The following is a 26,167-nucleotide window of genomic DNA, read 5'->3' as shown; positions in this document are numbered from 1 at the left end:
TTTATGTGCGGCATAGTAGGTTACATAGGATACAGGGACGCTTATCCAATAGTTATAAAAGGACTTCACAGACTGGAGTACAGGGGGTACGACAGTGCAGGCATCGCCTTAACAAATCACAGCTTAAAACTTTTTAAAAAGGCCGGAAAAGTAAGCGATCTGGAGGCGCACGTAGCCGGGCAGGACCTTACAGGCACGGCAGGCATGGGGCATACTCGTTGGGCCACGCATGGCGCGCCGAGCGACAGAAACTCGCATCCGCACTCATCAGGTGACAGCAAGCTCACCATTATACACAACGGGATCATAGAGAACTACGCTACCTTAAAAGAGGCTCTTTTGTCAAAAGGGCACGTGTTTAAAAGCGATACTGATACCGAGGTGTTGATCCATCTTATCGAAGAAATAAAGGACGTAACCGGCCTTGGTTTACGGGAGGCGGTAAGGCTGGCTTTAAACCGTGTTGTAGGCGCATACGCTATTGTTATTATGAGCGAGGACGAGCCCGATGAACTCATAGCTGCGCGTAAAGGCAGCCCGATGGTTATTGGCGTAGGCAAAGGCGAGTACTTCATCGCATCAGATGCTACGCCTATTGTTGAATATACTAAAAACGTTATTTATTTAAACGACAACGAAATTGCCTATGTAAGGCGCGACGACCTGCTTATAAAGCACATCGACAATACCATACAAACACCTTATGTACAAGAGCTGGAGCTTAAGCTGGAGATGCTTGAAAAGGGCGGCTACGACCACTTTATGCTCAAAGAGATATACGAGCAGCCGCGGTCGATCCGCGATTGCCTGCGTGGGCGCATTTACCCTGAACAGGGCCTGGTAGCGCTTGGTGGTATAAAAGAGTATATCGAGAAGTTAAAGAATATTGACCGTATCATTATTGTAGCCTGCGGTACATCATGGCATGCCGGCCTGGTTGGTGAATACCTGATCGAAGAATTCGCGCGTGTGCCGGTAGAAGTTGAATATGCTTCAGAATTTAGGTACCGTAACCCAATCATTTCGTCTAAAGACCTGGTCATCGCCATATCACAATCCGGAGAAACTGCCGATACTATGGCAGCTATTGAGCTGGCAAAAGAGAAAGGGGCAACTATATTCGGCATTTGTAACGTTGTAGGTGCATCTATTCCGCGTATTACGCACGCGGGTGTTTATACCCACGCAGGGCCCGAAATTGGTGTTGCATCAACCAAAGCGTTTACTGCACAGGTTACCGTATTAACCCTGATCGCTTTCTACATAGCTCAACAACGCGGTACTATTACCCAAAGTAAGTTTGTTGAATACCTCACCGAGTTAGATGAGATACCGGCATTAGTAGAACAAACCCTACAATGCAATGATGTAGTTAAAGCGATAGCCGAGCGTTTTAAAGATTCGGCAAACTGTTTGTTTCTCGGCCGCGGTAGTTCGTTCCCGGTAGCACTTGAAGGGGCGCTCAAACTAAAAGAGATATCATACATACACGCCGAAGGATATCCGGCTGCTGAGATGAAGCACGGGCCAATTGCATTAATTGATACAGACATGCCGGTAGTGTTTATCGCTACAAAAAATTCGTCGTACGAGAAAGTTATAAGCAATATACAGGAAGTTAAAGCCCGCGGTGGTCATGTAATCGCCATAGTGTCCGAAGGTGATACTGATGTCAAGGAAATGGCCGACTATACTATTGAAATACCCTTAACCGGCGAAACCTTTGTACCCTTATTGGCAACTATACCTTTGCAGCTGTTATCATACCACATAGCGGTAATGCGCGGATGCAATGTTGACCAGCCACGCAACCTTGCAAAATCGGTAACTGTTGAGTAACGATAAGAGCGCTCAGGTAATTAAATAAATTACAAGGCCGATAGTAAAAAGCTATCGGCCTTTTTTGTGCATGGTCTTTATCCTTTGCCTGGTCGCTAAACTGGAACGATACTTGTCATATTTCCTTTAAAAATATTATGGCAAACCGTGGAAAAAGGGGCCCGTGCTGGGCTGGATACAAAATAGCCGGAATGAAAATAAAGAATGGTAAAAAAGTGCCGAACTGTATAAAATCGGCCACTAAACGTAAGCCCAAAAAGTAAGTTCAAATAAATGCTATAAGGGAAATCAATAATTGGTACATTTATATATCGATATTATTGATATGACCATAACGCAACTTGAATACGTCATAGCGGTTGATACTTACCGTAGTTTTGTAACCGCCGCAAACAAGTGTTTTGTTACACAGCCGACGCTGAGTATGCAAATACAAAAATTGGAGGATACACTTGGAGTAAAGCTTTTCGACCGCAGCCACCAGCCGGTTATACCTACCGAAATTGGGGAAGAAATTATTGCGCAGGCGCGGATATTACTTGCCGAAAGCGAGAAGATAAAGGAAATTATCAGCGACCGGCAAAAGGAACTTTCCGGGGAGTTGAAGGTGGGCATTATACCTACAATATCGCCGTATATTTTACCCAAAATATTAAACGGTTTTATACAAAAGTATCCGCAGGTAAAGCTTATTGTTTGGGAACAGACTACCGAGATGATCATTCAGCAATTGAAACTTGGCATGCTGGATTGCGGTATATTGTCTACGCCGCTGCATGAAGCAAGCCTTACCGAGATCCCCGTTTTTTATGAAAATTTTGTGGCGTATGCTTCAAAGAACAGCAAGCTTTATAAAAAGAAGACCATAAGTCCGGATGATATTGATATGGAAGAGATATGGGTGCTGAACGAAGGACATTGCATGCGCGAGCAGGTGCTTAACATTTGCCAGCGCCGCAAGGCCACAAAAGGGTATCAGCATTTTGAGTATAATACCGGTAGTGTTGAAACCCTTAAACGAATGGTTGAAATGAACAATGGGGCAACCATTCTGCCTGAGCTTGCCCTTGCCGAGATGAGTGATAAGCAGCGCGACCGCGTACGCTATTTTAAAACCCCTGAGCCCGCCCGCGAGGTTAGTATTGTGATACACCGCAATTTTTTAAAGCGCCGGATGATAGAAGCGCTTAAAACCGAAATACTTGATTTTGTACCCAAAAGGCTGCGTACCAGGAAGAAAAAAGAAATTATGGAGATATAACGCTGGTACTATTGCAGAGTTACATACTTCGCGCCTCAAAGCCGGTTGAGAGTTTGCAGCGCTTAGCCGGGTCAAAATGCTTCTTGCGCCAGGATAGATTACTTAAGAGATAAAATTATCAATGGCTGACCAATTGCTCTTTCAAGGTAGTACAGTTCAGGATTATTGTCAGATTGAATCAATAGCGCAATATTAGCCGCTGTTTCAGTTTTCAAAAACTCAACAGAGCCGATTTTATAAATTAGCTCTTTATCCTCAAGGGTCAACTTTAAATAATTTCCATTATTTATTTCACCCGTAATAATCTCTCCGGCTACGGCCATTCCCCGATTGGTGATGCTAAAGGCATCCGAGACCTTAAATTTCGCTACATCATAATATTCCATTGTAGATTTTAAGAGCGTTTAGCACCATCCCTTCATTTTATGCACGTCCGCAATAAAGCCATTGCTAACAACACCCTGGGCTACCATATCGCATTCAAAAGGAATCAAGTTTTAAATGATTGCTGCATATGTGTGTTTGCAGAATTTTCCTTAATAAATTGAAGAAAATTAAATTTTTTTAATGTGCAAAAGCTTCTTCAGGAATAATAGCCGCTTTGCTGCTTTCCATTTTTCTTTTTACCAACTTGTCTACCCGCGACATTAGCAAGACGCTCAGGATTGATATGCCTACCACCACGTAACCAACAGTGTCATAATGTTGCAACGGGCTGCCCTTACTTTGCTGGGTAACAATCGTCCCCCCGACGGCCGCGGCTACACCTCCTGCAATTTGTTGTAACGACGCGTTAATGCTCATGAAAGCCCCGCGGTCGGCTGTGTCGGGTATGGCGCTGGTAAGTGCTGATGAGGGTATCATTCGGCTCATAACACCTATCATCATTAACACGTTAAAAGCCATAACCCACAGTAAAGGTGTTACCCCCAGGTTGGTGTATACCACGCACATGATCATTGTCCAAACAGACGCCGCGGTGAATATTTTAAACTTATCTATCTTATCGCTTAATTTACCAACTACAGGCATTATTACCAGGGTGCTTATGCCGGCTACCATAAATAGCGCGGGTAACTGCTGGTTGGTAAGGCCCAGGTTATTAACCGCGAAGGCGGTACCAAAAGGCATCATCATAAACCCACCTATTGATAACAATGCAGTAGATGCAAAGCCAATGCGATAGTCGGCTTTGACAACGGTATGCAAAAAGTGCTTATAAACCGATTTATCCTTTTGTACGGCAAGGTGTGCGTTTACAGGCTGTAGCTTTACGGCTATCATTATGGCAATGATGATACCTAACGCAGCGACCATCCAGAACGGGGCCTCCCAGCCCCAGGCGTTGGCCAGATAAAGGCCAATGGGTATTCCCAGAACCTGGCTGCCGCCAAAGCCCATTTGTACAAAGCCCATTACCCGCCCGCGTTGCTGCAATGCAAAAAGGTCGGTAATAATGGCCATGGATATAGAGCCGATAACACCACCAAACAAGCCTGTGATGATACGCGCTGTTACCAGTACCGCGTACGTGTGTGCAAGGCCGCAAAATATGGTCCCTGAAATAAAACCGAGGTAAAAAAATAACAATAGCTTTTTACGGTCGAATTTGTCGGCGAAGCCGGCGGTAAGCAAACCCGATATACCGGCGCTAAATGCATAGGCCGATACCGCTACGCCAAATGCCGACGGCTTAAGGTTAAGCGATTTCATAAGCATATCGCCAAGAGGCGACATTACCATAAAATCCAGTATCACCGTAAATTGGGTGATGGCAAGTATAAATATTACAAATTTTTGATAACCTGTAAAAGCTACCGGTTGTTGATTTTTCACTGTGTTGTTAGGTTAATTCGCAGCATTGATAGCCGAGACGGTTTATTAATTTAATTATTTGTGAGTGGTTTAGGGTATACGATACTATCCTAAGCACACAATCCTCATCCTCCATGTCAACGCTCCAGCATTTGATATCGATATTATTATCAAACAAAGTATGCAACAGTTGCTTATCATCATGGCACCTCACGTTGGTTTTAAATAAAAGGATGTGGTCAAAGTTTTCTATCATATCCATAAACTTACTTTTTAAGGCCTTTTACAACCAGATCAAAAGTTTTCCAAAGTATTTCATCTGTCATTTTAAATGGCTGGCCGCTCAGGCTTTGTCCCTCTTGCTCAAAGCGTATCAGATTATACAAGGGCGCAAACGCCACCGACCAATACGCTTCAAAAGGCATTTTATCAATTTCCCCGCGCGCTATTACATTATCCATAAACTTCCCCATTACCACCTTAAAATCTGTAAGGAAGGATGACAAAAAGCTTTGCTGGTACGACGAACTGCGTAATTGCTCAAAAAACAGGGTCATGACAGGGTTAGCCTTCATATACCCGTACCGGTTTTCCCATTGCTTACGCAAGCCCTCTTCAAAAGGCATAGCCGGATCAAAATCTTTGATCATGGCATCGCCCATTTTTGTCCCTTCATCAATAGCGATCTTGAGGATGAGATCATCACGATCTTTGTAATAAATATAAAGGGTAGCTACAGAGATGTTACAGGCCTTAGCCAGCTTGTTCATGCTGAAGCCTTCTAACCCATCTTTTACGATAAGCTCAATGGCTTTTTGTTTTACCAGCTGTACTTTATCGGTATTTCTAATACGCATCTAAAATAAATTTCGCTACAAATATAAATGAATATTCATTTATTTATAATCTTTTTTAATTTTCCTAAGCGCTTGTTAACAATCTTGTGACTATATACTTATAAGACGATTAAGCGCCCATAACTTTTTATATTAGCTAACAATATTTTTTAGCTATGAAAAGTTTATTGTTGATGCTTATAACAGGATGCGTTGTAGTGAACCTGTGCAGCGCCCAACCCGGCAAAACCGAAATAACCCGTTGGCAGGATGATAAGAAGGGAGCGGTATCTATTACCTGGGATGATGGCTCTATTAATCAATTTAAAGTGGCTTTGCCTCTGCTTAATAACTTTAAATTCCCGGCTACATTCTTTATCATCACCGGGCAAATTCCGGGCTCGCAGTATCATGGGAAATTTATAGGTCGCCCGGTGCAGACTATAATAAAAGAAACGGCAACCATAGCAACCAATAAGGATAACCTGTTTGAGCGGGCTTCTGCGACACCCTATCTGGGCTTAGTTGGACCGATGGATTATTACTATAATGCCGGGTCGCTTGTAGATGCAGGGAAAACCGATGAGGCAATAAAGCTGATAAACGAGATGTACGCCATGGTGCGTAATAAGCACTTTAAACCCGGAGTGCAGCATAATCCTGAATATATGGACGCTCACGGCACCACATGGAATGATATCCGAAAGTACGCGGCGCAGGGGCATGAGTTTGCCAGCCATATGATAACCCATCCGCGCCTGGCTATACTTGATGAGCCTAATATGTTATATGAGCTAACCAAAAGCAAAGAAGATATACTTAATCACCTCGGGGCCAGGTATACATTTTCGGGCGAGGGGCCGTTTGGGACCGAAAATGAACGTGTTATGCGTTATGCTTATAAAGTTTATCCGGCCTTGCGTAACCGTATGCCCGAGCCATGGCTAAAGGAGATAACCCGCGGCAATCCAAACAACCCCGGTAATACTAACAAAGAATACATCCAATTTCAGCGGGGAGCCACTACAAAAACGCCGCTGCCGATTATGAAGGCCTGGGTTGATACCACGGCCAACAAAAATAACACCTGGCTGGTACTAACCATTCACGGGGTTGATGGCATAGGCTGGGAGGCATTGTCGCGGCAGGAGCTTAACGACTATTTTAGCTATATTAAAGCACGGGAAAAAGACTTGTGGGTAGCAACCTTTGGCAATGTTGCACGCTACATGCGCGAAAGGCAGGCCGCTGCACTGCAGGTACAACAAAATAAAGGTGCAATAACCATTACCCTACGGCACACGCTTAACAAGGCCATGTACAACCTGCCACTAACCCTTAAAACAGGAGTACCAGCTAACTGGAAGAGTGTTAAGATAACGCAAGGCAAAAAGTCGTTGATTATTAAACCTGTAACGGGCAACAGTAAGTACGCCTATGTATTATATCGCGCCTATCCTAATAATGCCACAATAACATTATCGCCTATATAATGTAGCGCCGCCAAAGGTTATTGCCGTGTACCTGCCCGCTGCTTTTTGCTTTCGTAAACTGAACCGTACACATATGTTTTTTTATCACAGATATTGCAAGAATATCTTTTTAGAGGCAGCCAGAATAAAGTTGCTTTAACTAAAACCGGCCTTCGGACACGGCTTGTGAGTTTACCTATGCCGCAATGCGGGCAGGTTTTTTTTTGTCTTGTTTCCATTTAAGGGGTATTGCAAACTTTAACAATTATTTATTCAATAGTTATTCAGAAACGCACGTGTATCAGGCTAACGCTTTTATCAGGGCAGCTTTACTAACCGGCTTTGGCAAAAAGGCATTAGGCCCGGTTTTAAAGGCCATGTTTATTATATCTGCAGATGTTATGGATGATTGGAATATGAAGGGAATATGTAAATGCTGATTGATATAATGTGCCAGGTCGATTCCATTTTGTTCGCCCTTAAGCATTATGTCGGTAATTACAAGGTCAACATTCAAAGTTCCAAGGTCCTTCACAGCCTCTTCATAACATTCTGCAATGCCGCAAATGTTGTGTCCAATATTCAGAAGCATCTTCTTTAACGCAAAGGCAATTAAAGGGTTATCTTCAACAATATAAATGTACAACTTTTGCATAAAAATTAACTTTCCATGTCGATATTAATTATAGTTATCTAAATCCAGCCATAAATTAATTTTAGATATATCAAATATCCGCTAAACAATGTCTTTTAAGAAATTTATAGGGTGGACAAAATTAAGACAAATGTTATGCAGCGGGCGGCTAAAGTATGTCTGTTACATCTTCCAAAGTCTCGTCTGCAACTAACCGCATCTTTTTTCGCAAGCGCTGCTTTGCCTTTTTAATGCCATCAACCGTGATGCCCAGCATACCGGCCATTTCGCGATTGTTAAGTTTTAGTTTAATTAGCGCCAGTAATCGTACATCGGTATCAGACAGGTTGGCGTATTTATGGCGAAGGTTATAAAAGAAAGTGCTGTGTACCCTGGTGAAAAGTCTTTTAAATTCAGCCCAGCTATCATCCGTCATGATATGGGCCTGCAGCATTTTATCAAGGCTGGCGGCAACATCAGCCGAGTTAAATTTCACCTGGACGTTTTCAAGCTCTGCCTTAATCTTGTCTATCAAAATGTTCTTTTGCATCAGGCTTTCCGTGTAGCCGTTTAGCGCGCGTATGGCGTTTGTTAATTCTTCATCCAGTCGCCGCTTTTCTAAGGCCATTAGTTCCTTGTCCTTATTTGCCTTTAACCTTTGGCGGTTAAATACCAATGCTGTTATTATTATTAACAATATTAATACTACAATTATGGTGTTTTGCTTAAGGGTGTTTATTTGAGTGCTCTTTTTTAAATTGTTAAATTCATGCCTGCTTTTCTCTGTTATCCACTGCAGCCGTACGCGTTCAATTGCGGCCATGTTATCCCTTTTTGCTAAGCTATCGCGCAGGTTTTCTGCCCTATCGCGATATAATGCCGCTTGGGGGATGTTATTGAGTTGCTCGTTAAGTATTGCTTTAAGATCATAATATTGCGCACGCTGCAACAACATTTTTTTATCTATGTTTAAAAGTAACCGGTTGGCGGTATCTAACTGCATACCCGCTTTCTTAAACTTGTAATGATCAATGTTAATGCGAATTATCCTTAACAAAGCAATAACCGCATTTAGTTTTTGGCCATACTTTAACGATTGGTTATAATCTGCCCGTATAAGCGGCAGGGCCTTATCATACCGGTGTTGTAAAAAATATATCGACCCTATATTGCCGCCTGCAATGGCCATCCAAACTGTATCTTTTGTTGCCGCAGCCATTTTTAAGGCGTTGTTAAAATAATTCATGGCTAACTCATACTCCCCGTTATTGCGGTAAGTAAGGCCAATGGTATTTATAATATTTACGCTGGTGCGCGATATTTTGGTATCATATTTTAAAGCGTACCGCAAGTTTATACGGGCGTTTTCAAAATCGCCCATAGCGTAATAAAAGTTGGCGGTTTCTAAAAATAAGGCACTTACACCGGGTACGTTGGCGAACCCGACTTCGCGCAGGTTTTCTTCTGATAGCAGGAAATAACGGCATGCGGCCGTATTCTGTTTATAAAGGAAGTAATAATTGGCTTTGCGATGCTGGTATATGCCCGTCTCCAGTTGCATATGATTTTTTCGGGCGAAGGCTACCGCCTGGTCAAAATAGGTATTGCTTAAAATGTTGTATCCCCGATTTACCGAATAGTAGTCTGAACGCATATCGAAGGTAGCGCATTCAAGCGGCAGGTCTTCAAGGTCAATCGCTATGCGTTTTATTTCGTCAATACAGCGCATGGCATCTGCCTCGTTCATGTTACGGCAATGCTGCTTATATATCAGCCTGGCCGCCTCTACCCGCCCTTCAACGGGCGTTTTTTTTAAGCTTATGAAAAGATTAGGTTGATAGGATTGCTTTGCCTCAAACTCATGGGCAAATAACGGGCCGACAAGTATTAAACATATCGATAAAATGCAAAGCATTTTGCCTGATAAGATATTTGAGCACTTAGGGGCCAAAGACTTAATTAATCAAAATTAGTTAGAGGAAATTTTCAGCAGTTAAATTTACTAAAGGTGAATAGTTTTTCGCAATAAATAATACTGAATTCATCTTTTTACGATACCTTATTTCACCCTTGTTTTAGTTACTTAATAGCTTGGGGTGTTTGTATCTCGTTTAAGGACAAAGGGATAAGCTTTTTGGTTTTGAGCCAGGTAATGGTTACGATGGCCAGGGTCATACTGCCGCCAAAAATGACTGCCGGTATGGTGCCCAAAAGCTTAGCTGCAACGCCTGATTCAAAATCTCCAATTTCGTTTGACGAGCCAATGAACATAGAGTTAACCGCCGATACCCTGCCGCGCATATGATCGGGCGTAAGCAGCTGCATCAATGTTCCCCTTATAATAACACTTATGCTATCAAACGCTCCCTGTAAAAATAAGAACAAAAGCGACAGGTAAAATATATGCGATAGGCCGAACCCAATTATTGAAACGCCGAAGCCAAGCACTGCTATCAACAAATTGCGCCAGGGCTTATTCATGGGCGAGTAACGGATCATGACCAGCATGGTGAGCGCAGCGCCTAGTGATGATGCCATACGCATAACCCCCAACCCTTCCGAGCCAACTTTCAATATGTCCAGCGCGAATACGGGCAACAGGGCTACTATCCCGCCAAAAAATACCGAGAACAGGTCAAGGCTCATGGCATAAAACATTACTTTATTGCTAAAAACAAAGTTAAGGCCCTCTTTAAGGCTTATCCAGATATTCTCTTTAGGAATAAACACTGGTGGATAGGTGCGCAGCCTGAAAACCAGGTAAAGCGATATAAGCATTAGTATAAGTACCAGGCAAAAAGTAGCCGTAATGCCGCTTAAACCCGGAAACATATGGCTGGCAAAGCCGTAAATAAAACCGCCGGTAAGCGGGCCAAGTATCGATGCTACCTGCCAGCTGGAGCTGCTCCAGGTACTGGCGTTAGGATAAATCTCTTTTGGCACGCTATGGGCATAAATTGTAAATGTAGCCGGCCCGTAAAATGCCCTGGCTACGCCATTGCAAAATATCATGCCGTAAAGAACGGCTAACAGGCCATGAATGTGCATATAACCAGTTACGCTGTTCAAAGTGGCGATGAACATAATAAACGATGATAAAAATACGCCCGAGAATATCAGCAGCAGCATTTTGCGTTTTTCGTATTTATCAGCAATATAGCCGCCGTAAAGCGCTATGCCAACAGCGGGTATGGCTTCGCTTAAGCCTATAAAAGCGAGCGCAATTTTACTGTGTGTTAGTTGATAAATATAAAAGCCAAGTACCACGGTTTGCATCTGGTAGGCAAATGTAAAGCAAAACCGCATACCTACGTACGATCGGAAGTCCTTATATCTAAGGGCGGCGAATGAATCTGGTTTGCGGGTGTTATTTTCCTCGTCTGGCACTTATGGTGATGTTTGGGGCCGCAATTTACAATAGTAAAGGGCTGGCTCAAAATACTATCTACACCTGATTGTTAAAAACTTAAGCCGTGCTGATCTATCAGGTAAACCAACGCGGTAATTGCTGCCGCGCCCAATTCCAGCTCGCGTTTGTTTACATTTTCAAAAACATCGTTTGATGAATGGTGGATGTCAAAATAACGCTGCGAGTCGGGACGAAAACCGATCAAAACTATTGAAGGTACGGTTTCTTTCAGCGGCCCTATATCGGTTCCACCACCGCCGGCAACCAAACGGTCGGCCTCGTAGGGTTCAAACAGGGGTTTCCAGTCTTTATTGATGCCCTTTAAAAATTCATTTGATACGCCCTGAAAACTAAAGCCCCGGGGCGTAAAGCCGCCCTCGTCTGTTTCAATAGCGGCTATATGCTCTTCTTTATTGGCAGCGGCAAGTTCAGCATATTTGATACCCCCTTTGTGGCCATTTTCCTCATTCATAAAAAATACTGCCCTTACAGAGTTTTTGGGGCGGTAACCGGTTGCTTTGAATATCCTTAGCACTTCTGCCGACTGCATTACACCCGTGCCGTCATCATGCGCGCCTTCGGCCAGGTCCCACGAGTCAAGGTGGCCGCCTACGGTAATAAATTTATTAGGGTTTTTACTTCCGGTTATTTCGCCGATAACGTTGTACGATTTAACGTCGGGAAGGGTTTGGCAGCTTTGTTTAAAATAAAATTTAATAAGCGGCCATTTACGCAGCCTAAGCATATTGCTAAGCTTGTTTGCCGCCAGGGTTGATATAGCCGCGGCGGGTATTTTCTTAACGCCATCAACGTAAACCGTTCCACCTGTATGAGGATAATCGTCTATCGCTGATGATATCGAACGCACAATAGCCCCCACCGCACCATATTTAGCCGCGGCTGACGGACCTGCAAAACGTTGTATGCCTGCGGCTCCGTATCCGGCGCCCGTTTCTATAAAGCGCTGGTCAAACGGCCCGTTAAAGAAAACAATTTTTCCTTTGATAATGCTTTCGCCCAGTTCATCCAGTTCTTTTAGGCTTCGTACTTCAATAATATTGGCCGTGATGCCTGCTGCAGGCGTGGCTATTGACATACCTAACGCAGCAATTGGCACAGCTATCTTATTTTTGCCATCAATGATATAGGCTTGTTCTTTTGCGCCCCTCACCCAATGTGGCACCATTACTTCTTGAAGGTAAACCTTGTCAAAGCCATAACTTTCCATCAGTTTTTTACTCCAATCAACAGATTTCGCTGCGCCTGCCGAACCGCTTAAACGCTGGCCGATATTTTTGCACAGGTAACGCAGGTTTTCGTAGCATTGGCCGTTTACCAAAGCCTCGTCGTAAAACTTGCGTATCTGCACCGAATCCTGACCTTGCGAATAAATTGCCGATGATAAAATTGCGATTGTTAGGAGAAGGGATTTTTTCATGGATAAAGCGTTTAAGCAAAAGTAATATTTGCCAGGCATTTTCATTAATGGCTTACGATATTTTATCCCAGCTTAGCCCGGCGTTTTTTGCCTGGAACGCTCGGTTTAGGATCTGGTTTTCGGGCGAGGCCAGTTGGGGGTCTTTTTCAAATATTTCAATAACCAGATTCCGGGCTTGCTGTAATATCTCCTGATCTGTGGTAAGGTCCGCCACTTTCAGATCGAGCACACCGCTTTGCTGTGTTCCCTCGATATTTCCAGGGCCGCGTAACTGCATATCTATTTCGGCAATTTCGAAACCGTTGTTGGTTTTTACCATAGTATTTAACCTGATGCGGCCATCATTGCTAAGCTTCTCGTTACTCATCAAAATACAGTAAGACTGCTCGGCACCGCGGCCCACACGCCCACGCAACTGGTGCAATTGCGAAAGGCCAAAACGTTCGGCATTTTCTATGATCATTACCGATGCGTTGGGGATATTAACACCAACCTCAATTACGGTTGTTGCCACCATTATCTGGGTTTCTCCTTTTACAAAGCGCTGCATTTCAAATTCCTTTTCGGCCGGTTTCAGCTTGCCGTGCACTATGCTTATTCTATAATCGGGCAGCGGGAACTCGCGTGCCATAACTTCGGTGCCGTCCATCAGGTTTTTCAGATCCAGCTTTTCACTTTCCTTTATCAACGGATAAACCACATAAACCTGCCGGCCTTTAGCTATTTCCTGTTTCATAAAACCAAACATACGCAGGCGTTGGGCTTCGTAAAGATGCCGCGTTTCAATAGGCTTTCGTCCCGCCGGCAGTTCATCGATCACCGATATGTCTAAGTCGCCGTACATGGTCATGGCCAGCGTACGGGGGATGGGCGTTGCCGTCATCACCAATATATGGGGGGGCACTACATTTTTACGCCAAAGCTTTGCACGTTGCTCTACACCAAAGCGATGCTGCTCGTCTATTACCACCAGGCCAAGATTTTTATATTGTACCTTATCTTCAATAAGGGCATGGGTGCCTATCAATATATTAAGGGTTCCGTCCTCTAATTTTTCATGAATCCCCTTACGAAGCTTGTTGGGTACCGACCCGGTCAGCAAAGCAACCTTAATAAAGCCCTCGCCTACCAGCCCTTTTATTGTTTGATAATGCTGATTGGCCAATATCTCGGTAGGGGCCATGATGCAGGCCTGAAAGCCGTTATCGATAGCTATCAACATGCTCATTAAGGCCACAACGGTTTTACCGCTACCCACATCTCCCTGCAGCAGCCGGTTCATTTGTACACCGCGCTGCGTATCTAACCTTATTTCTTTTAAAACCCGCTTTTGGGAATTGGTTAAGGCAAAAGGTAATTTATGGTGATAAAACTCATTAAAGCAGTTACCTACCGATCCGAAAACATTTCCTTTAAATTTTTGGGTGCGGAGTAGCTTGTTACGCAAAAGCTTCAGTTGCAGAAAAAAAAGCTCTTCAAATTTTAAGCGATATTGAGCCTCCTTTAATTGGTTAGCATCTGCCGGGAAGTGAATGTTTCGGTAGCTTTCCTGTCTACCGGAAAGTTTGAAACGGTTGCGGATATAGTCAGGCAGATTTTCATGAATATCTTTCGCTGTTTGATCCAGCAGGCCGGCAATTAATTTTTGCAGGCCTTTACTATCCAAGGCAAACTGCTTCAGCTTTTCGGTAGAATTGTACGCAGGCTGAAGGCTAAGGTTACCTTTTTGCTGCGCCCCCGGCATGTATAACTCCATTTCGGGGTGTGCCATTTGGGCCTTGTTGTTAAAAAAGCCCGGCTTGCCAAAAATCACATAAACCTTACCTGTTGCCAGCATCTTTTCTACCCATCTAATACCCTGAAACCACACCAGTTCTATTGTGCCGGTATCATCTTTTGCCTGGGCAACTAAACGTTTTGTCCGCTTTTCGCCAATTATTTCTTTTTGGGTTATACGGGCCAGCACCTGTACATAAGGCATGTCGGGTTGTATTTCCCTTACTTTATAAAACCTTGTACGGTCTATATACTTATAAGGAAAGTGCTTTAGCAGGTCCTCAAAATTGTATATCTGCAATTCCTTTTTAAGTACTTCGGCACGGGCAAGGCCTACACCTTTCAGATACTCAATGGGTGTTTGAAACTGCTGATTATTCAATTTTTTATATTGCTCAGGGTTTTAAGGCAATTACAGATATTTCTACGTTAACACCTTTTGGAAGTGCGGAAACCTGCACCGTTTCGCGGGCGGGAAAATCAGTAGAAAAATAGGAACCATACACATCGTTTACCTGAGCAAAGGTTTGCATATCGGTTAAAAAAATAGTTGTTTTTATAATGCTATCAAAACCTACGCCTGCCTCAGTTAATATGGCCTTCAGGTTTTCCATCACCATTTTTGCTTCATCGGTTATGCCTGTGGTAATAACCTCGCCGCTTGTTGGGTTAATCGGCACCTGGCCCGAAACAAATAATAAACCGCCGGCTGCAACAGCCTGGCTGTATGGGCCTATCGGTGCAGGGGCGTTACTGGTATTGATAATAGTTTTCATAGTGGCTAAAATAATTACTTCTTTAAAACAAACCACTGAATAAGCTTCCAGATAATACCTGCAAGGAACATGATAATGGCAACAGCATTGATCACGTGCATTACTTTAAGATTGAAGCTGGTGGGCCTGTTAGGGTCTTTTTTCCTAAAAAAGTACATAACACAAATTTAATAAAAAAAAGAAAGCCCTCCGAGTTATTCGGAGGGCTTCTTAATAATATTTTGGTTAGATATTATCTTTGTTTGAAAGAAACACGACGGTTAGCAACACGTCCTTCTTCAGTTGAATTGTCAGCTATCGGGTTAGTTTCACCGTAAGCTTTGATTTTCAATTTTGATGCAGAAACACCTGAGTTAACTAAGTAAGTTTTTACAGAGTTTGCACGGTCGCGAGATAAAGCCATGTTGTGAGCAGCAGTACCTTCAGATGAAGCGTAACCATCGATCTCAACAGTTTTACCAGATGAACGTAAATCAGCTGAAGTAGCATCTAATACTGGGTAAGATGAAGTCCTTAACACAGAGCTGTCGAATTCAAACTGGATGTTTGAGTAAGCAGTACCGGTTGCAGCACTGTCAGCAGAAGCGGTAGGGAATACGATAACGCAACCAGAACCGTCAACTACGCTACCTGCAGGAGTGTTAGGGCATTTATCGAATTGATCAGATACACCGTCGCCATCAGAATCTTTCTTAAGATCGGTAACCGCATTTTCAACGTTTGTTACACGGCCTTTAAGAGCTTCAACTTCCTGACGTAAAGCTGCATCGTATAATTCATCATACATCATAGCTACCGGGTTAACCCACTCTAAGCTTGGTTTTGAGCTTGAACCCAAAGTGAATTCTAAACCACCGTATCCGTATGAGTAGTGATCTTTTCTGTTGCTACCTGTAGTAACACCATCAAAGTTACCACCATCAATAAAGTTTTCAGTGTAACCGAAGTTTAAGGCAACTACGTCGCTTAAACGGAATTTAACACCTGCACCAATTGGAATAACGAACTCTCTAACATTTCTGCCAGTACCAGCGTTACCACCTGCAGCACCATTTTTATAATCAAAAGGCACACCAGCCGCAGTAACACCTGTAGGGTTATACATAGCTAAACCCGCACCTGCATTAATGAAGAAGTTAACCGAGTTTTTACGACGGATAAAGTCGATAGTTGCAACGTTAACAACACCACTTAAAGTAGCTTGCCAAAACTTAGTGGTATAAGTACCAACATTGGCAAGGCTGTTATTGTTACCTGATACTTTACCGCCGCGTACATCTAATTGTAAGCCGAAGTTGTGGCCTAATTGGTCTCTTACGGATATGCCGTAACCTAATTCGATTTTCTTATCTCTGAAGTCGTTACTTCCGCCTGTTGCAAGCACTTGAGATGTTGCACCAGCGTTAAGCCCGATACTCCAGGTTTTGTACTGACCTCTGCCGCCAAATACCTTGGCAGTAGTTGCTGTAGAAGACATCATGGTTGTATCTGTGGTAGTAGTGGTAGTGGTAGCGGCCGAGTCTGTTTGGGCACTAACCATTCCAGCAACCAGCAAAGAAGCGCATGATAATGCTACTGATTTCTTTAATGTAGAATAATTCATAGTTTTAAGATTAAACGATTTAATTGTGATTTTTTTCAAAATTAGTAATTATGTTTGAAACAAATACCAAATCTTGTTCCAAAAATCATTATATCTACTACAAACAACATAAATATTTTGTTTTTGTATAATTTAATATTTTATAATTTATGAAATATCTACCTGTTAGTGAACGGTTATTTACAATTAATAGAAAAAATTTCGTTTCAAGAATAAAATCAAACTCTATCGCTATATTTCACTCCAATGATGAGTATCCGAGAAGTGGTGATCAAACATTCATTTTTAAGCAGAATCCCGACTTTTACTATCTGACAGGGATTGATCAGGAGCAAAGTATCCTTGTTTTATACCCCGATTGTCCTAATCAGCATTACAAAGAAGTACTTTTTTTAAGACAAACCAACGAACATATTGCTGTCTGGGAAGGTCACAAGTACACCAAAGAGGAAGCTCGTGCTGCATCGGGGATACAACAGGTATTTTGGCTGCACGAATATGATAGTATTTTGCATAGCATAATAAACTATGCTGATAATATATATATAAATACTAACGAAAACGATAGGTATGTGCACACCGTGCCTTACCGCGATTTACGGCTTCTGGAAAGCCTGCGGCAAAAATATCCATTGCATCATTATGAGCGTTCGGCCCCCGTACTGCGCGATCTGCGTGTTATAAAATCAGATATTGAAGTAGAACTTACCCAAAAGGCATGCGACATTACCAGAGATGCATTTATACGCGTACTAAAATTTGTACAGCCGGGGGTAACGGAATATGAAATAGAGGCCGAAATAACCCATGAGTTTTTACGGCAACGTGCAACGGGGCATGCTTACAGCCCTATTATAGCATCTGGCCAAAACGCTATTGTTTTGCACTATATTGATAACAACCAGGTTTGTAAAGATGGGGATGTAATATTGTTTGACTGGGCCGCCGAGTATGCAAACTATAATGCGGATATGAGCCGATCTATACCGGTGAACGGCCGCTTTACCAAACGCCAGCGCGATGTTTATGATGCAGTTTTGCGGGTGTTGCGTGCCGCCACAAAAATGATAGGGGCCGGTACCGTATGGAACGATTACCACGATGAAGTGGGTAAAATAATGACAGGCGAACTGATTGACCTGGGTTTATTAAAAAAGCACGAGGTTGATAAGCAGGATCCTAAAGCCCCCTTATACAAAAAGTATTTTATGCACGGCACATCGCACCACCTGGGGTTGGATGTGCATGACTACGCCAGCCGTTATAAACCGTTTGAAGTTGGCAACATCTTAACCTGCGAGCCGGGAATTTATATACCCGAAGAAGGCTTGGGCATCCGTTTAGAAAATGACATCCTGATAACCAAGGATGGTAACCGCGACCTGATGGCACATATACCTATCGAGGCCGACGAGATTGAGGAGTTGATGAATTCTAAATAATAGAATGGTTTATTGAGTGAGTAGTTAACCGTTGACCTGCTTACCCACGTAGTCGGCTGCAAACCGGTAAATATTGAATGTGCCCGATCGCGCAGCTTTAGCGATATCCAGCTGCAGCTTTTTTTTGTCGATATCGGCCATCCGGTTTTGCTGTATTATATTGTAAACCTTTTGGGTTAGCAGCAATTCGTGCCGGCTGTTTTTTGTCTTAACGCCCGCCAATATAAAGTCGGTTAACGCCTCAATGCCAACCTTTTTGGAGGCTACGGTTTTAAAAATAGGCAACTTAATGTTTTTGCCCTGCTGAATAACTTTTTTAAGATTATTGATAAACAGGTCGGCGCCCTCCCTGTCGGCCTTGTTGATAACAAAGGCATCGGCAATCTCCATCAGGCCCGATTTAATGTTCTGTATCTCGTCGCCCGCTTCGGGCACCAGCATAACCAGGGTGATATCTGCAAGGCCTGCAATTTCTACTTCTGATTGCCCAACACCTACTGTCTCTACAATAATATGGTCAAACCCCGATGCTTTAAGTACGTCCGTCATTTCTATGGTCTTGGCAGATAACCCGCCCAACGAGCCGCGTGTAGCCAGCGACCTGATGAAAACATCAGGATGATTAAAGTGCGACGACATACGTATCCTATCGCCCAGTAATGAACCGAAGTTAAATGGCGAGGTTGGGTCGATAGCCAGCACGGCAATTTTTTTGCCTTTTTGAACAAGGATATCAATGACGGCATTTACCAGCGTACTTTTGCCCGCCCCCGGCGGGCCTGTAATACCGGTAACCGGCGTGCTATTATTAATATGAAGGTTTTTTAACAGTTGTGCAGCACCGGCAAGGTTGTTTTCTACCACTGTTAAAGCACGCGCAACCGACCGGAAATCGGTATAATGTGGTTGAATAAGCTGCATAGTACCTGCCATATCTGTAGATATAAAGAAACAAAAATACACGTTAATTAAACAAGGCATAATAATATAAATGGGCTGGGTTAGATAATTATATTTGTCAAACCATATATCAGTGTAATAATGAAGGTTTCGGGGTTCACATTTATTCGTAATGCTGTAAAAAACGATTATCCCATTGTGGAGGCGATAACATCAATATTGCCGCTCTGCGATGAGTTTATTGTGGCGCTGGGCGATAGCGAGGATGAAACCGAAAACCTGATAACTTTTATCGGCTCGCCAAAAATAAAGATCATTCATACGGTTTGGGATACAAGCGTAAGGAGCGGGGGTAAGGTTTTTGCTGACGAAACGGATAAAGCGTTTGATGCAATAAGCCCCGATAGCGACTGGGCCTTTTATATACAGGGCGATGAATGTGTCCACGAAAAATATCTGCCTCTAATTAAAAAAGAGATGAAAGACAACCTTGCCGATAGCAAGGTGGAAGGCTTGCTGTTTAAATATCTCCATTTTTACGGCTCGTATGATTATTACGGCCACTCGCGCAGGTGGTACCGCCGCGAGATACGCATCGTTCGGAACAATAAAGCGATACGATCGTATCGCGATGCGCAGGGATTTAGATGGGCCGATAACCGCAAGATAAACGTAAAGCTTATCGACGCCTATATCTATCATTATGGGTGGGTAAAGCCACCATCGGGTTTAACTAATAAGCTGCGGAACTTTAACAGGTTCTATCACGACGATGAGTGGATGGAGCAAAACCTGCCCGAAACCTTTAAATTTGATTACAGCCACAAAAATCCCGACCGGCTTGTGCATTTTTCCGGTACCCACCCGGCAGTAATGCAAAAGCGGCTGGCGGCCCACAACTGGAGTTTGGATATCGACCTGAAGGAACTGGACAAAAAAATAAGTTTTCGGCGCAAAGTGCTGCAAAAAGTTGAAGATCTTACCGGCTGGCGCGTAAGCGAATACCGGAATTATAAAATTGTGAAATAGGTGATACTGAAGTATTTGTTAGTTAAATTAAGCATTGTGAAATAAATTAGTTTTACAGTTAATAAAAATTTACCTTTGCGAAATTTAAATAATAAATATAAAACAATGATTAAAAAATTACGTTTTAGAACTTTTTCGATGGTGGCAATTTTAATATTATTTAATATTATCGCCTGCAAAAAGGAAGATTCACAATCCCCGGATACAAATGTTATCCCCCAAAAAATAAAAATCCAATCAGCCTCAGATGGTAAGTGGGATTTATTAGGTTATGGTATAGATGTTACCGGCGATATGCTCGACCCTAACAGTATATCTGATGCGGCAATTTTTGACGTTAACAAGTTTTCGACTGATTATCTTAACAGAATTGATATAGGTAACACGGGAAGTGGGGTAAATAAGTATTACAGCGGGGCTACTGCATTGGACTACATGAAAGATGTTAGCAATGGAAAGTCATTCGATGCTAATGACAACTCAACAATTGAAGGTACCGATAAAACAAAAAATGTTTACAATTTCAAAGGTAGCTTCAGTAAAAACACTTCTGATGAAAATAAAACCACCTATTCAAATGCGTATTCTTATGCAACCTATGAAGTAAACCACACGGTAAAAAGAATAAGATTTACAGGCGATGTTAGTATTAGCTTGTTGATGAATTATCTAACCCCTGAGTTTATCAACAATGTTGCTACTAAAAGCGCAGATGAGCTAGTAACAAGATATGGGACTCACGTAATGCTGGATGTTACTATAGGTGGGCGTTTTAGGTTCGATTATAGTGGTGCGATGCAAAAAGGGAGCGATTATACTAAGAAAACATCAGATGTGAAGATGGGGTTAGGTTTTGGCTTACTAAAAAGTATTGGTGTAAATATCAATTCGGATAAAACTACTTCAGAGATAGCAGAAGCAACAACAACAACCAGTAAAAGGCAATATACAGCCAGATACTACGGGGGGACAAATTCTGGTACAAGCGTAACAGTTGATAAGGACGGAAATAGCAGTCAAACTATTAATATTGCTAGTTGGGAGCAAAGTGTTAATGCAAGCAATGCTGCGTTGATAGATGTAGGAAAGGCTGTATTTCTTTATGACTTTATAACCGACCCTGTTAAAAAAGCGCAGGTTAAAGCTGCTGTAGAAAAACATATTAAAGATAATCAAATAACTTTAGTAGAAGATTATACTAACGAACTTGTTAATATCAATTCATTTGCGGCGAAAAAGGGAGGCGATCATTATTTATCTACAGGCTTTGTAAACGATCTGAATTATTGGAACTATATAGGTTCAGAGTTTCGCGCATATCCTAGTCAAATTCCCGGCACTGTTCAGGTAAACACTTATTTTAGCCAGCAAGGTGTCGATCATTTATTTACAACAGGTACAGTAAGTGATTTATCCTGGTGGAAAAGTGAAGGAATTGCGTTTTATGCCTATAAAACGCAGGTTCAAGGCACCGTTCCGGTTTACTCGCATACCAGCAAAGATGGGAAAGATCATTATTATTCTACTCGTGGTGATGTATTAGATGCAAACTATTGGTCACCTGTGGTTCCTGTAGCCTTTTATGCATACCCTAAAGCCATAAATTAATTTTATTAGATTTTTAATAGCAAAACTATTTATTTAACAAAAAACCACATCTTTAAGGTGTGGTTTTTTGTTAAATAAATAATGTCAAAGCCTTCAGTATTAGTAACATTCGATTCTATGAAAAATCCCAACTCGGGATATTTCTACTTTGGGAAAGGGCTTGGCGATGCATTAATTAAAGAAAATAAAGGCTCGCTTAACCTAAGTTTTTACATGTTTAAGAACACCACTTACTTTAACGGCAAGGTTAATATTGTGTACCTCAACAGGCTCCACAATATATATTTCCCGTTACGGAATAAGTTTAATTTGGTACACTTTACCGACCAAACCTGCAGGTTAAAGCCGTATAGCGTAAAGGCAAAAAAAATAATGACCATTCATGATATCAACAATGTTCATTTAAAATTTAAGCCTCAGCGAAAAATAGATGCGCACATCAATAAGATCAGGCGGTACATATCTTATTGCGATAAGGTAGTAACCATATCGCAGTTTGTAGCTGATGATATCCTGAAATATATTCCGGAAGCCAGGGAGAAACTAAGTGTAATATATAACGGCGCTGAAAAGCTTAGCGTGCCGGACAATCACACGCCGTTATATGTGCCTGAAAAGCGTTTTTTATTTACCATAGGGCTGCTATCGGTTCAAAAGGGATTTCACCTTATCCCGGCGCTTTTGGAAGGGAACGATTACGAACTGGTGATAGCCGGGATTGAGACCCCGCATAAAAGCACAATAGTAGCCGAGGCCGAGAAATACAACTGCGCCGACAGATTAACCATAACCGGCCCCGTTAACGAAAACGATAAGGCGTGGTATTATAAAAATTGCAGCGCCTTTGTATTTCCTTCAATTGCCGAAGGATTTGGGTTGCCTGTAATTGAGGCAATGCACTTTGGCAAACCTGTGTTTTTAGCAAAATACACTTCACTCCCCGAGGTTGGCGGTAGCGTAGCCTATTACTTTGACAATTTCGAATCCGGCCACATGCAGCAGGTATTTAAGGATGGCATGCTTGATTATGAAACGAACGATCGCGCCGCTGCTATTATGCAGTATGCCGGGAAATTTTCGTGGGAGTCGGCGGCGAGGAAATATATGGCCCTTTATAACGAGTTGCTCGCCACAAAGTAAATTACTTTTCCGGCTTTTTCAGATAGTTCTTTTTAAACCTCCAAAACATAAACCTGCACCATATTTTAAAGCTAAAGTGTTTAAACACGATGCCTACGTGGTCGTCTTCAAAAGGCTGATCAACATAGTTCTGCGATACGCCTAAATGGCTAAAGTTAGCTATAATGTAATCTTTAAATATAAACTTTAAGTTTTTATCGCTTGCACAGTTTATATTCAAGAAGTGGTCGGCTCGTACAACGTATTTAGTATCATAACGGTATTTGTCGAAAACGATTTTCGGGTAAATTATAGCCTGGTGATAAATACCGTATTTAGCAATTTGGTAATCGCTTACAAAGCCCGAAAATTTTTTGCCCTTGCATAGTACGCTGGCGTAATAAATCGCATTAGGATCCTCCAGTTGAAAGGCCATGGTCGAAAAATCATCGAACATTTCGTCATCGGCGCCAATAAAATACACCCATTGCCCGGTTACCCGGTCTAAAGATTTATTCATCGCATCATAAATTCCCTTGTCTTTTTCGCTTATCCAGCTGGCTATCTTATCAGAATTTTCTTCCAGTATTTTAACCGTTCCATCGGTGCTGCCACCATCTGTTACAATAATTTCAATATTAGGATATCTTTGCCGGTAAATGCTGTCCAGGCAAGCTTGTAAGGTGGCAGCGGCATTATACGTTACTATTATAACAGATATTTTAGCCGGTGTATCGGTATTTTTAACGCTGATAGTGTCGCCCGGGGATAACATAATTCAAATTAAATTTGTTGATAACGTATATTTGACAGTGTCAACGTTGCGAAATAACTAATATTTTATAATAATTAAGTACAAAGCGGTTATTAATGATTAAAATACAATTTGACCACCAGGCATTTTCCATGCAGCGTTACGGTGGCATTTCGCGTTATTTTGCTAATATTCAAAAGCATCTTGCAAACAGCAGTGAGTTCAGCTACAACAGGGGGCTGCTTTTTACAAATAACGCTTACATTAAAGATCAAAAGTTCCCGCTTCCGGAGTGGCTATGGCGCGCCTTTATAACTAAGGACCGAAAGATATTTAAGTATAACCGCAAGTACTCTAAGTATTGCGTGCGTAATCATGATTACGATATATTCCACCCTACCTATTATAACCCGTACTTTTTAAGCAGTATAAAAAAACCCTTTGTGTTAACCGTGCACGATTTTATACACGAGCTATTTCCGGAGTATTTTTTGCCTAACGACGATACCGCGCATTATAAAAGCCTGCTTATAAAAAAGGCAGCGCATATCATTGCTATCTCACAGTCAACCAAAAATGATCTGCAGAGAATTTATAATATTCCTGATGATAAGGTAAGCCTCGTATATCACGGATATGAACCCGTTGCAGCCAATAATGAGCCTAAAGCACATATACCCGGCACTGAATATATTTTATTTGTGGGCGACAGGCCGGCCTATAAAAATTTTTTTAAGTGGGTTACGGCTGTTACCCCGCTGCTAACCAAGTATAACATAAATGTGATTTGCGCGGGTGGAGGGGAATTTACAAAAACAGAGCTCGACTTTATTCACAGGTTAAATATTAAAAATAAAATACGCCAGGTATGGGCAACGGAAGCTATGCTGGCAAGTTTATATCAAAATGCGTTGCTCTTTGCTTACCCGTCGTTATATGAAGGTTTCGGGTTCCCGATACTCGAAGCGTTTGCAAACAGTTGCCCCGTAGCGGTAAGTAACACCAGCTGCTTTAAAGAAGTGGGTGGCGATGCCGCGGTTTATTTTGATCCGTATTCAATCGAATCAATGCAAATGAGTATTGATGGCATCCTTTCAAAAGCCGTTGATACAGATAAAATGCGCGGGGCGGGCAGTGCGCAATTATCCAATTTTACCATGGAAAGCTGCATGCAGAAAACGACCAAGGTCTACCGGTCTTTAGTGTAACAAGTAATATTTATGAAACGGATATTATACTTCTTTCCTGATAATGTAACAGAGCCTGATGCGGGCAACAAGTCGCGGGCGATGGGTTTGTTAAAGTACTTCCGTTATAAAAACTTCAGTGTAGATTTTGTAAGTATTAAAAATGAGCAGGCGGCTTTGGTAAATGAGCATACCGAAAGCGAACTGCTGTCGGCTGGGTTGGCTAATAAGGTTTACTTATTATCCAGAAAGCCAAAAGGTAATAGCCCGGTTAGCTATTTTTTAAAATACAAGTTGTGGGACCTGTTCTATTACCTTTTTACTTACCCTGTAAACTCCGCCATTCCCACGTACTTAACCGTTGCATTAAAAAGAGGGTTCCGGCAAATCCTTAAGACAAACAGCTACGACCACATTATTATAAGCTACGTGCACAGTGCCGACCTGATAGGCGATAGGCAGTTAACAGGCAATGCTAATACCATAATTGATACGCACGATTTTTTAACCGCCCAGTTTAAAGATAAAAAAGGGTTTAATTTGGGGGCTACCTTTGCCGATGAAATAAGTCGCCTGAATACTTTTGACGAAGTATGGGCTATATCGCCGGAGGAAGAATTTATTTTCAACCAGTTTTGTACTGCCGCGGTTAGATGGGTCCCGATAATGATGGACATTGCGATGCCGGAAGCTAAGGAGGTAAATGAAAGGAAATATGACTTGGTTTATGTAGGTAATGATAATGTTCATAATATAACCGCTATAAAATGGTTTTTTGAAAAAGTATACCCCTTGTTACCCCCCAATATCAACATTTGTATAATTGGCAAGATAAACGCCCATATTCCCAATAACTATAAAATAGACCCCATTCCTTTTGCTGAAGACTTAGCACATTATTATAATAATTCAAAAATAGCACTTTGCCCTATGCTTAGCGGAACGGGAGTTAAAGTAAAGGTTGTTGAAGCCCTGGCCTACGGCTTACCGGTAGTTTGTACCCCGCGCGGTATAGATGGACTGCCGAACAAGCAAAACAACGGCTGTTTGGTAAGCGATGATGCGGCGGGTTTTGCGGGGCATATTATGGCGCTCTTAAATAATCAGGAATTGTATAAAGCACAAAGCAATTACGCAAAAGCTACGTTCGAGGGGAACTTCAGCAGCCGGGCAACTTATCAATTATTAGATAAGGCATTTATTTAACAACCCGTTAAATACTTAACACCCATTTTCACCGTCTTTATTTATTGGCGAAGTTTAATTAAT

The 26,167-nt window shown here is 42.2% G+C and carries 23 protein-coding genes; 9 read left to right on the top strand and 14 right to left on the bottom strand.

The genetic code is table 11. The features are described from left to right. Nucleotides 1-3: 3 nt before the first annotated feature. Entirely contained in the window at nt 4-1,839 is a 1,836-nt protein-coding gene (gene glmS / locus HDC91_RS15610) for a glutamine--fructose-6-phosphate transaminase (isomerizing) (protein WP_162429869.1), read from the top strand. A gap of 325 nt (nt 1,840-2,164) precedes the next feature. After that, nucleotides 2,165-3,100 carry a hydrogen peroxide-inducible genes activator gene (locus tag HDC91_RS15605; RefSeq protein WP_183553740.1) on the top strand — a complete coding sequence of 312 codons (936 nt, stop codon included), beginning with the start codon at nt 2,165-2,167 and terminating at the stop codon, nt 3,098-3,100. A 98-nt stretch (nt 3,101-3,198) separates the two neighbouring features. On the opposite strand, the gene HDC91_RS15600 is transcribed toward HDC91_RS15605, so the two are convergent. The 4 genes from HDC91_RS15600 to HDC91_RS15585 all read right to left on the bottom strand — a co-directional run bounded on the left by HDC91_RS15600 (nt 3,199) and on the right by HDC91_RS15585 (nt 5,772). Continuing rightward, nucleotides 3,199-3,486: a hypothetical protein gene (locus tag HDC91_RS15600; protein ID WP_183553738.1), complete on the bottom strand. Its 288-nt coding sequence runs from the start codon at nt 3,484-3,486 to the stop codon at nt 3,199-3,201. Nucleotides 3,487-3,664: 178 nt separating this feature from the next. Next, a complete protein-coding gene (locus tag HDC91_RS15595; protein WP_183553736.1) occupies nt 3,665-4,936 on the bottom strand; it encodes an MFS transporter in 1,272 nt (423 codons plus the stop codon). A gap of 7 nt (nt 4,937-4,943) precedes the next feature. Beyond that, a complete protein-coding gene (locus tag HDC91_RS15590) occupies nt 4,944-5,177 on the bottom strand; it encodes a hypothetical protein (protein WP_255476749.1) in 234 nt (77 codons plus the stop codon). A gap of 4 nt (nt 5,178-5,181) precedes the next feature. Continuing rightward, complete coding sequence (locus HDC91_RS15585) at nt 5,182-5,772, bottom strand: TetR/AcrR family transcriptional regulator (RefSeq protein ID WP_183553734.1); 591 nt, start codon at nt 5,770-5,772, stop codon at nt 5,182-5,184. A 155-nt stretch (nt 5,773-5,927) separates the two neighbouring features. On the opposite strand from HDC91_RS15585, the gene HDC91_RS15580 reads away from it, so the two are divergent. After that, nucleotides 5,928-7,244, top strand: a complete 1,317-nt coding sequence (locus HDC91_RS15580) for a polysaccharide deacetylase family protein (protein ID WP_183553733.1) — start codon at nt 5,928-5,930, stop codon at nt 7,242-7,244. Between the two features lie 280 nt (nt 7,245-7,524). Here the strand turns inward: HDC91_RS15580 and HDC91_RS15575 are convergent, their stop codons facing one another. The 8 genes from HDC91_RS15575 to HDC91_RS15540 form a co-directional block, all read right to left on the bottom strand. Continuing rightward, nucleotides 7,525-7,878: a response regulator gene (locus HDC91_RS15575; RefSeq protein ID WP_183553731.1), complete on the bottom strand. Its 354-nt coding sequence runs from the start codon at nt 7,876-7,878 to the stop codon at nt 7,525-7,527. Nucleotides 7,879-8,026: 148 nt separating this feature from the next. Continuing rightward, nucleotides 8,027-9,772 carry a tetratricopeptide repeat protein gene (locus tag HDC91_RS15570; protein WP_183553729.1) on the bottom strand — a complete coding sequence of 582 codons (1,746 nt, stop codon included), beginning with the start codon at nt 9,770-9,772 and terminating at the stop codon, nt 8,027-8,029. A gap of 164 nt (nt 9,773-9,936) precedes the next feature. Next, nucleotides 9,937-11,244, bottom strand: coding sequence for an MFS transporter (locus HDC91_RS15565; RefSeq protein ID WP_183553728.1), 1,308 nt, complete (start codon nt 11,242-11,244; stop codon nt 9,937-9,939). A 71-nt stretch (nt 11,245-11,315) separates the two neighbouring features. After that, nucleotides 11,316-12,704: a M20/M25/M40 family metallo-hydrolase gene (locus tag HDC91_RS15560; RefSeq protein ID WP_183553726.1), complete on the bottom strand. Its 1,389-nt coding sequence runs from the start codon at nt 12,702-12,704 to the stop codon at nt 11,316-11,318. Between the two features lie 52 nt (nt 12,705-12,756). Further along, nucleotides 12,757-14,862, bottom strand: a complete 2,106-nt coding sequence (recG, locus tag HDC91_RS15555) for an ATP-dependent DNA helicase RecG (protein WP_183553724.1) — start codon at nt 14,860-14,862, stop codon at nt 12,757-12,759. 13 nt (nt 14,863-14,875) lie between these two features. Next, nucleotides 14,876-15,256 carry a RidA family protein gene (locus tag HDC91_RS15550; RefSeq protein ID WP_183553722.1) on the bottom strand — a complete coding sequence of 127 codons (381 nt, stop codon included), beginning with the start codon at nt 15,254-15,256 and terminating at the stop codon, nt 14,876-14,878. Nucleotides 15,257-15,270: 14 nt separating this feature from the next. Beyond that, nucleotides 15,271-15,414: a DUF6728 family protein gene (locus tag HDC91_RS15545; RefSeq protein ID WP_183553720.1), complete on the bottom strand. Its 144-nt coding sequence runs from the start codon at nt 15,412-15,414 to the stop codon at nt 15,271-15,273. 74 nt (nt 15,415-15,488) lie between these two features. Further along, nucleotides 15,489-16,898: an OmpA family protein gene (locus HDC91_RS15540; RefSeq protein WP_370576843.1), complete on the bottom strand. Its 1,410-nt coding sequence runs from the start codon at nt 16,896-16,898 to the stop codon at nt 15,489-15,491. Between the two features lie 110 nt (nt 16,899-17,008). Between HDC91_RS15540 and HDC91_RS15535 the strand changes: the two genes are divergently transcribed. Continuing rightward, nucleotides 17,009-18,301 (top strand): aminopeptidase P N-terminal domain-containing protein, encoded by a 1,293-nt coding sequence (locus HDC91_RS15535; protein ID WP_183553719.1) that lies wholly within the window; start codon nt 17,009-17,011, stop codon nt 18,299-18,301. Nucleotides 18,302-18,325: 24 nt separating this feature from the next. Here the strand turns inward: HDC91_RS15535 and meaB are convergent, their stop codons facing one another. Continuing rightward, entirely contained in the window at nt 18,326-19,234 is a 909-nt protein-coding gene (meaB, locus tag HDC91_RS15530) for a methylmalonyl Co-A mutase-associated GTPase MeaB (protein ID WP_221262204.1), read from the bottom strand. Between the two features lie 108 nt (nt 19,235-19,342). On the opposite strand from meaB, the gene HDC91_RS15525 reads away from it, so the two are divergent. The 3 genes from HDC91_RS15525 (at nt 19,343) to HDC91_RS15515 (ending at nt 22,978) form a co-directional block, all read left to right on the top strand. Next, on the top strand, nt 19,343-20,230 hold the full coding sequence (locus HDC91_RS15525) for a glycosyltransferase family 2 protein (RefSeq protein WP_183553717.1): 888 nt from the start codon (nt 19,343-19,345) through the stop codon (nt 20,228-20,230). A gap of 105 nt (nt 20,231-20,335) precedes the next feature. Next, complete coding sequence (locus HDC91_RS15520; protein WP_183553715.1) at nt 20,336-21,838, top strand: MAC/perforin domain-containing protein; 1,503 nt, start codon at nt 20,336-20,338, stop codon at nt 21,836-21,838. 117 nt (nt 21,839-21,955) lie between these two features. Then, nucleotides 21,956-22,978 carry a glycosyltransferase family 1 protein gene (locus tag HDC91_RS15515; protein WP_183553713.1) on the top strand — a complete coding sequence of 341 codons (1,023 nt, stop codon included), beginning with the start codon at nt 21,956-21,958 and terminating at the stop codon, nt 22,976-22,978. Nucleotide 22,979: 1 nt separating this feature from the next. Here HDC91_RS15515 and HDC91_RS15510 read toward each other — a convergent pair whose 3' ends face one another. Further along, complete coding sequence (locus tag HDC91_RS15510; RefSeq protein WP_183553711.1) at nt 22,980-23,732, bottom strand: glycosyltransferase; 753 nt, start codon at nt 23,730-23,732, stop codon at nt 22,980-22,982. 95 nt (nt 23,733-23,827) lie between these two features. Here HDC91_RS15510 and HDC91_RS15505 point away from each other — a divergent pair, with 95 nt between their 5' ends. Beyond that, nucleotides 23,828-24,919 (top strand): glycosyltransferase family 1 protein, encoded by a 1,092-nt coding sequence (locus HDC91_RS15505; protein WP_183553709.1) that lies wholly within the window; start codon nt 23,828-23,830, stop codon nt 24,917-24,919. Nucleotides 24,920-24,931: 12 nt separating this feature from the next. Then, entirely contained in the window at nt 24,932-26,104 is a 1,173-nt protein-coding gene (locus tag HDC91_RS15500) for a glycosyltransferase (protein WP_183553707.1), read from the top strand. Nucleotides 26,105-26,167: the final 63 nt, after the last annotated feature.

It is taken from the genome of Mucilaginibacter sp. AK015, assembly GCF_014200785.1.
In the GTDB taxonomy this organism is placed as follows: domain Bacteria; phylum Bacteroidota; class Bacteroidia; order Sphingobacteriales; family Sphingobacteriaceae; genus Mucilaginibacter.
This window is presented reverse-complemented; position numbering and strand designations above follow the sequence as displayed.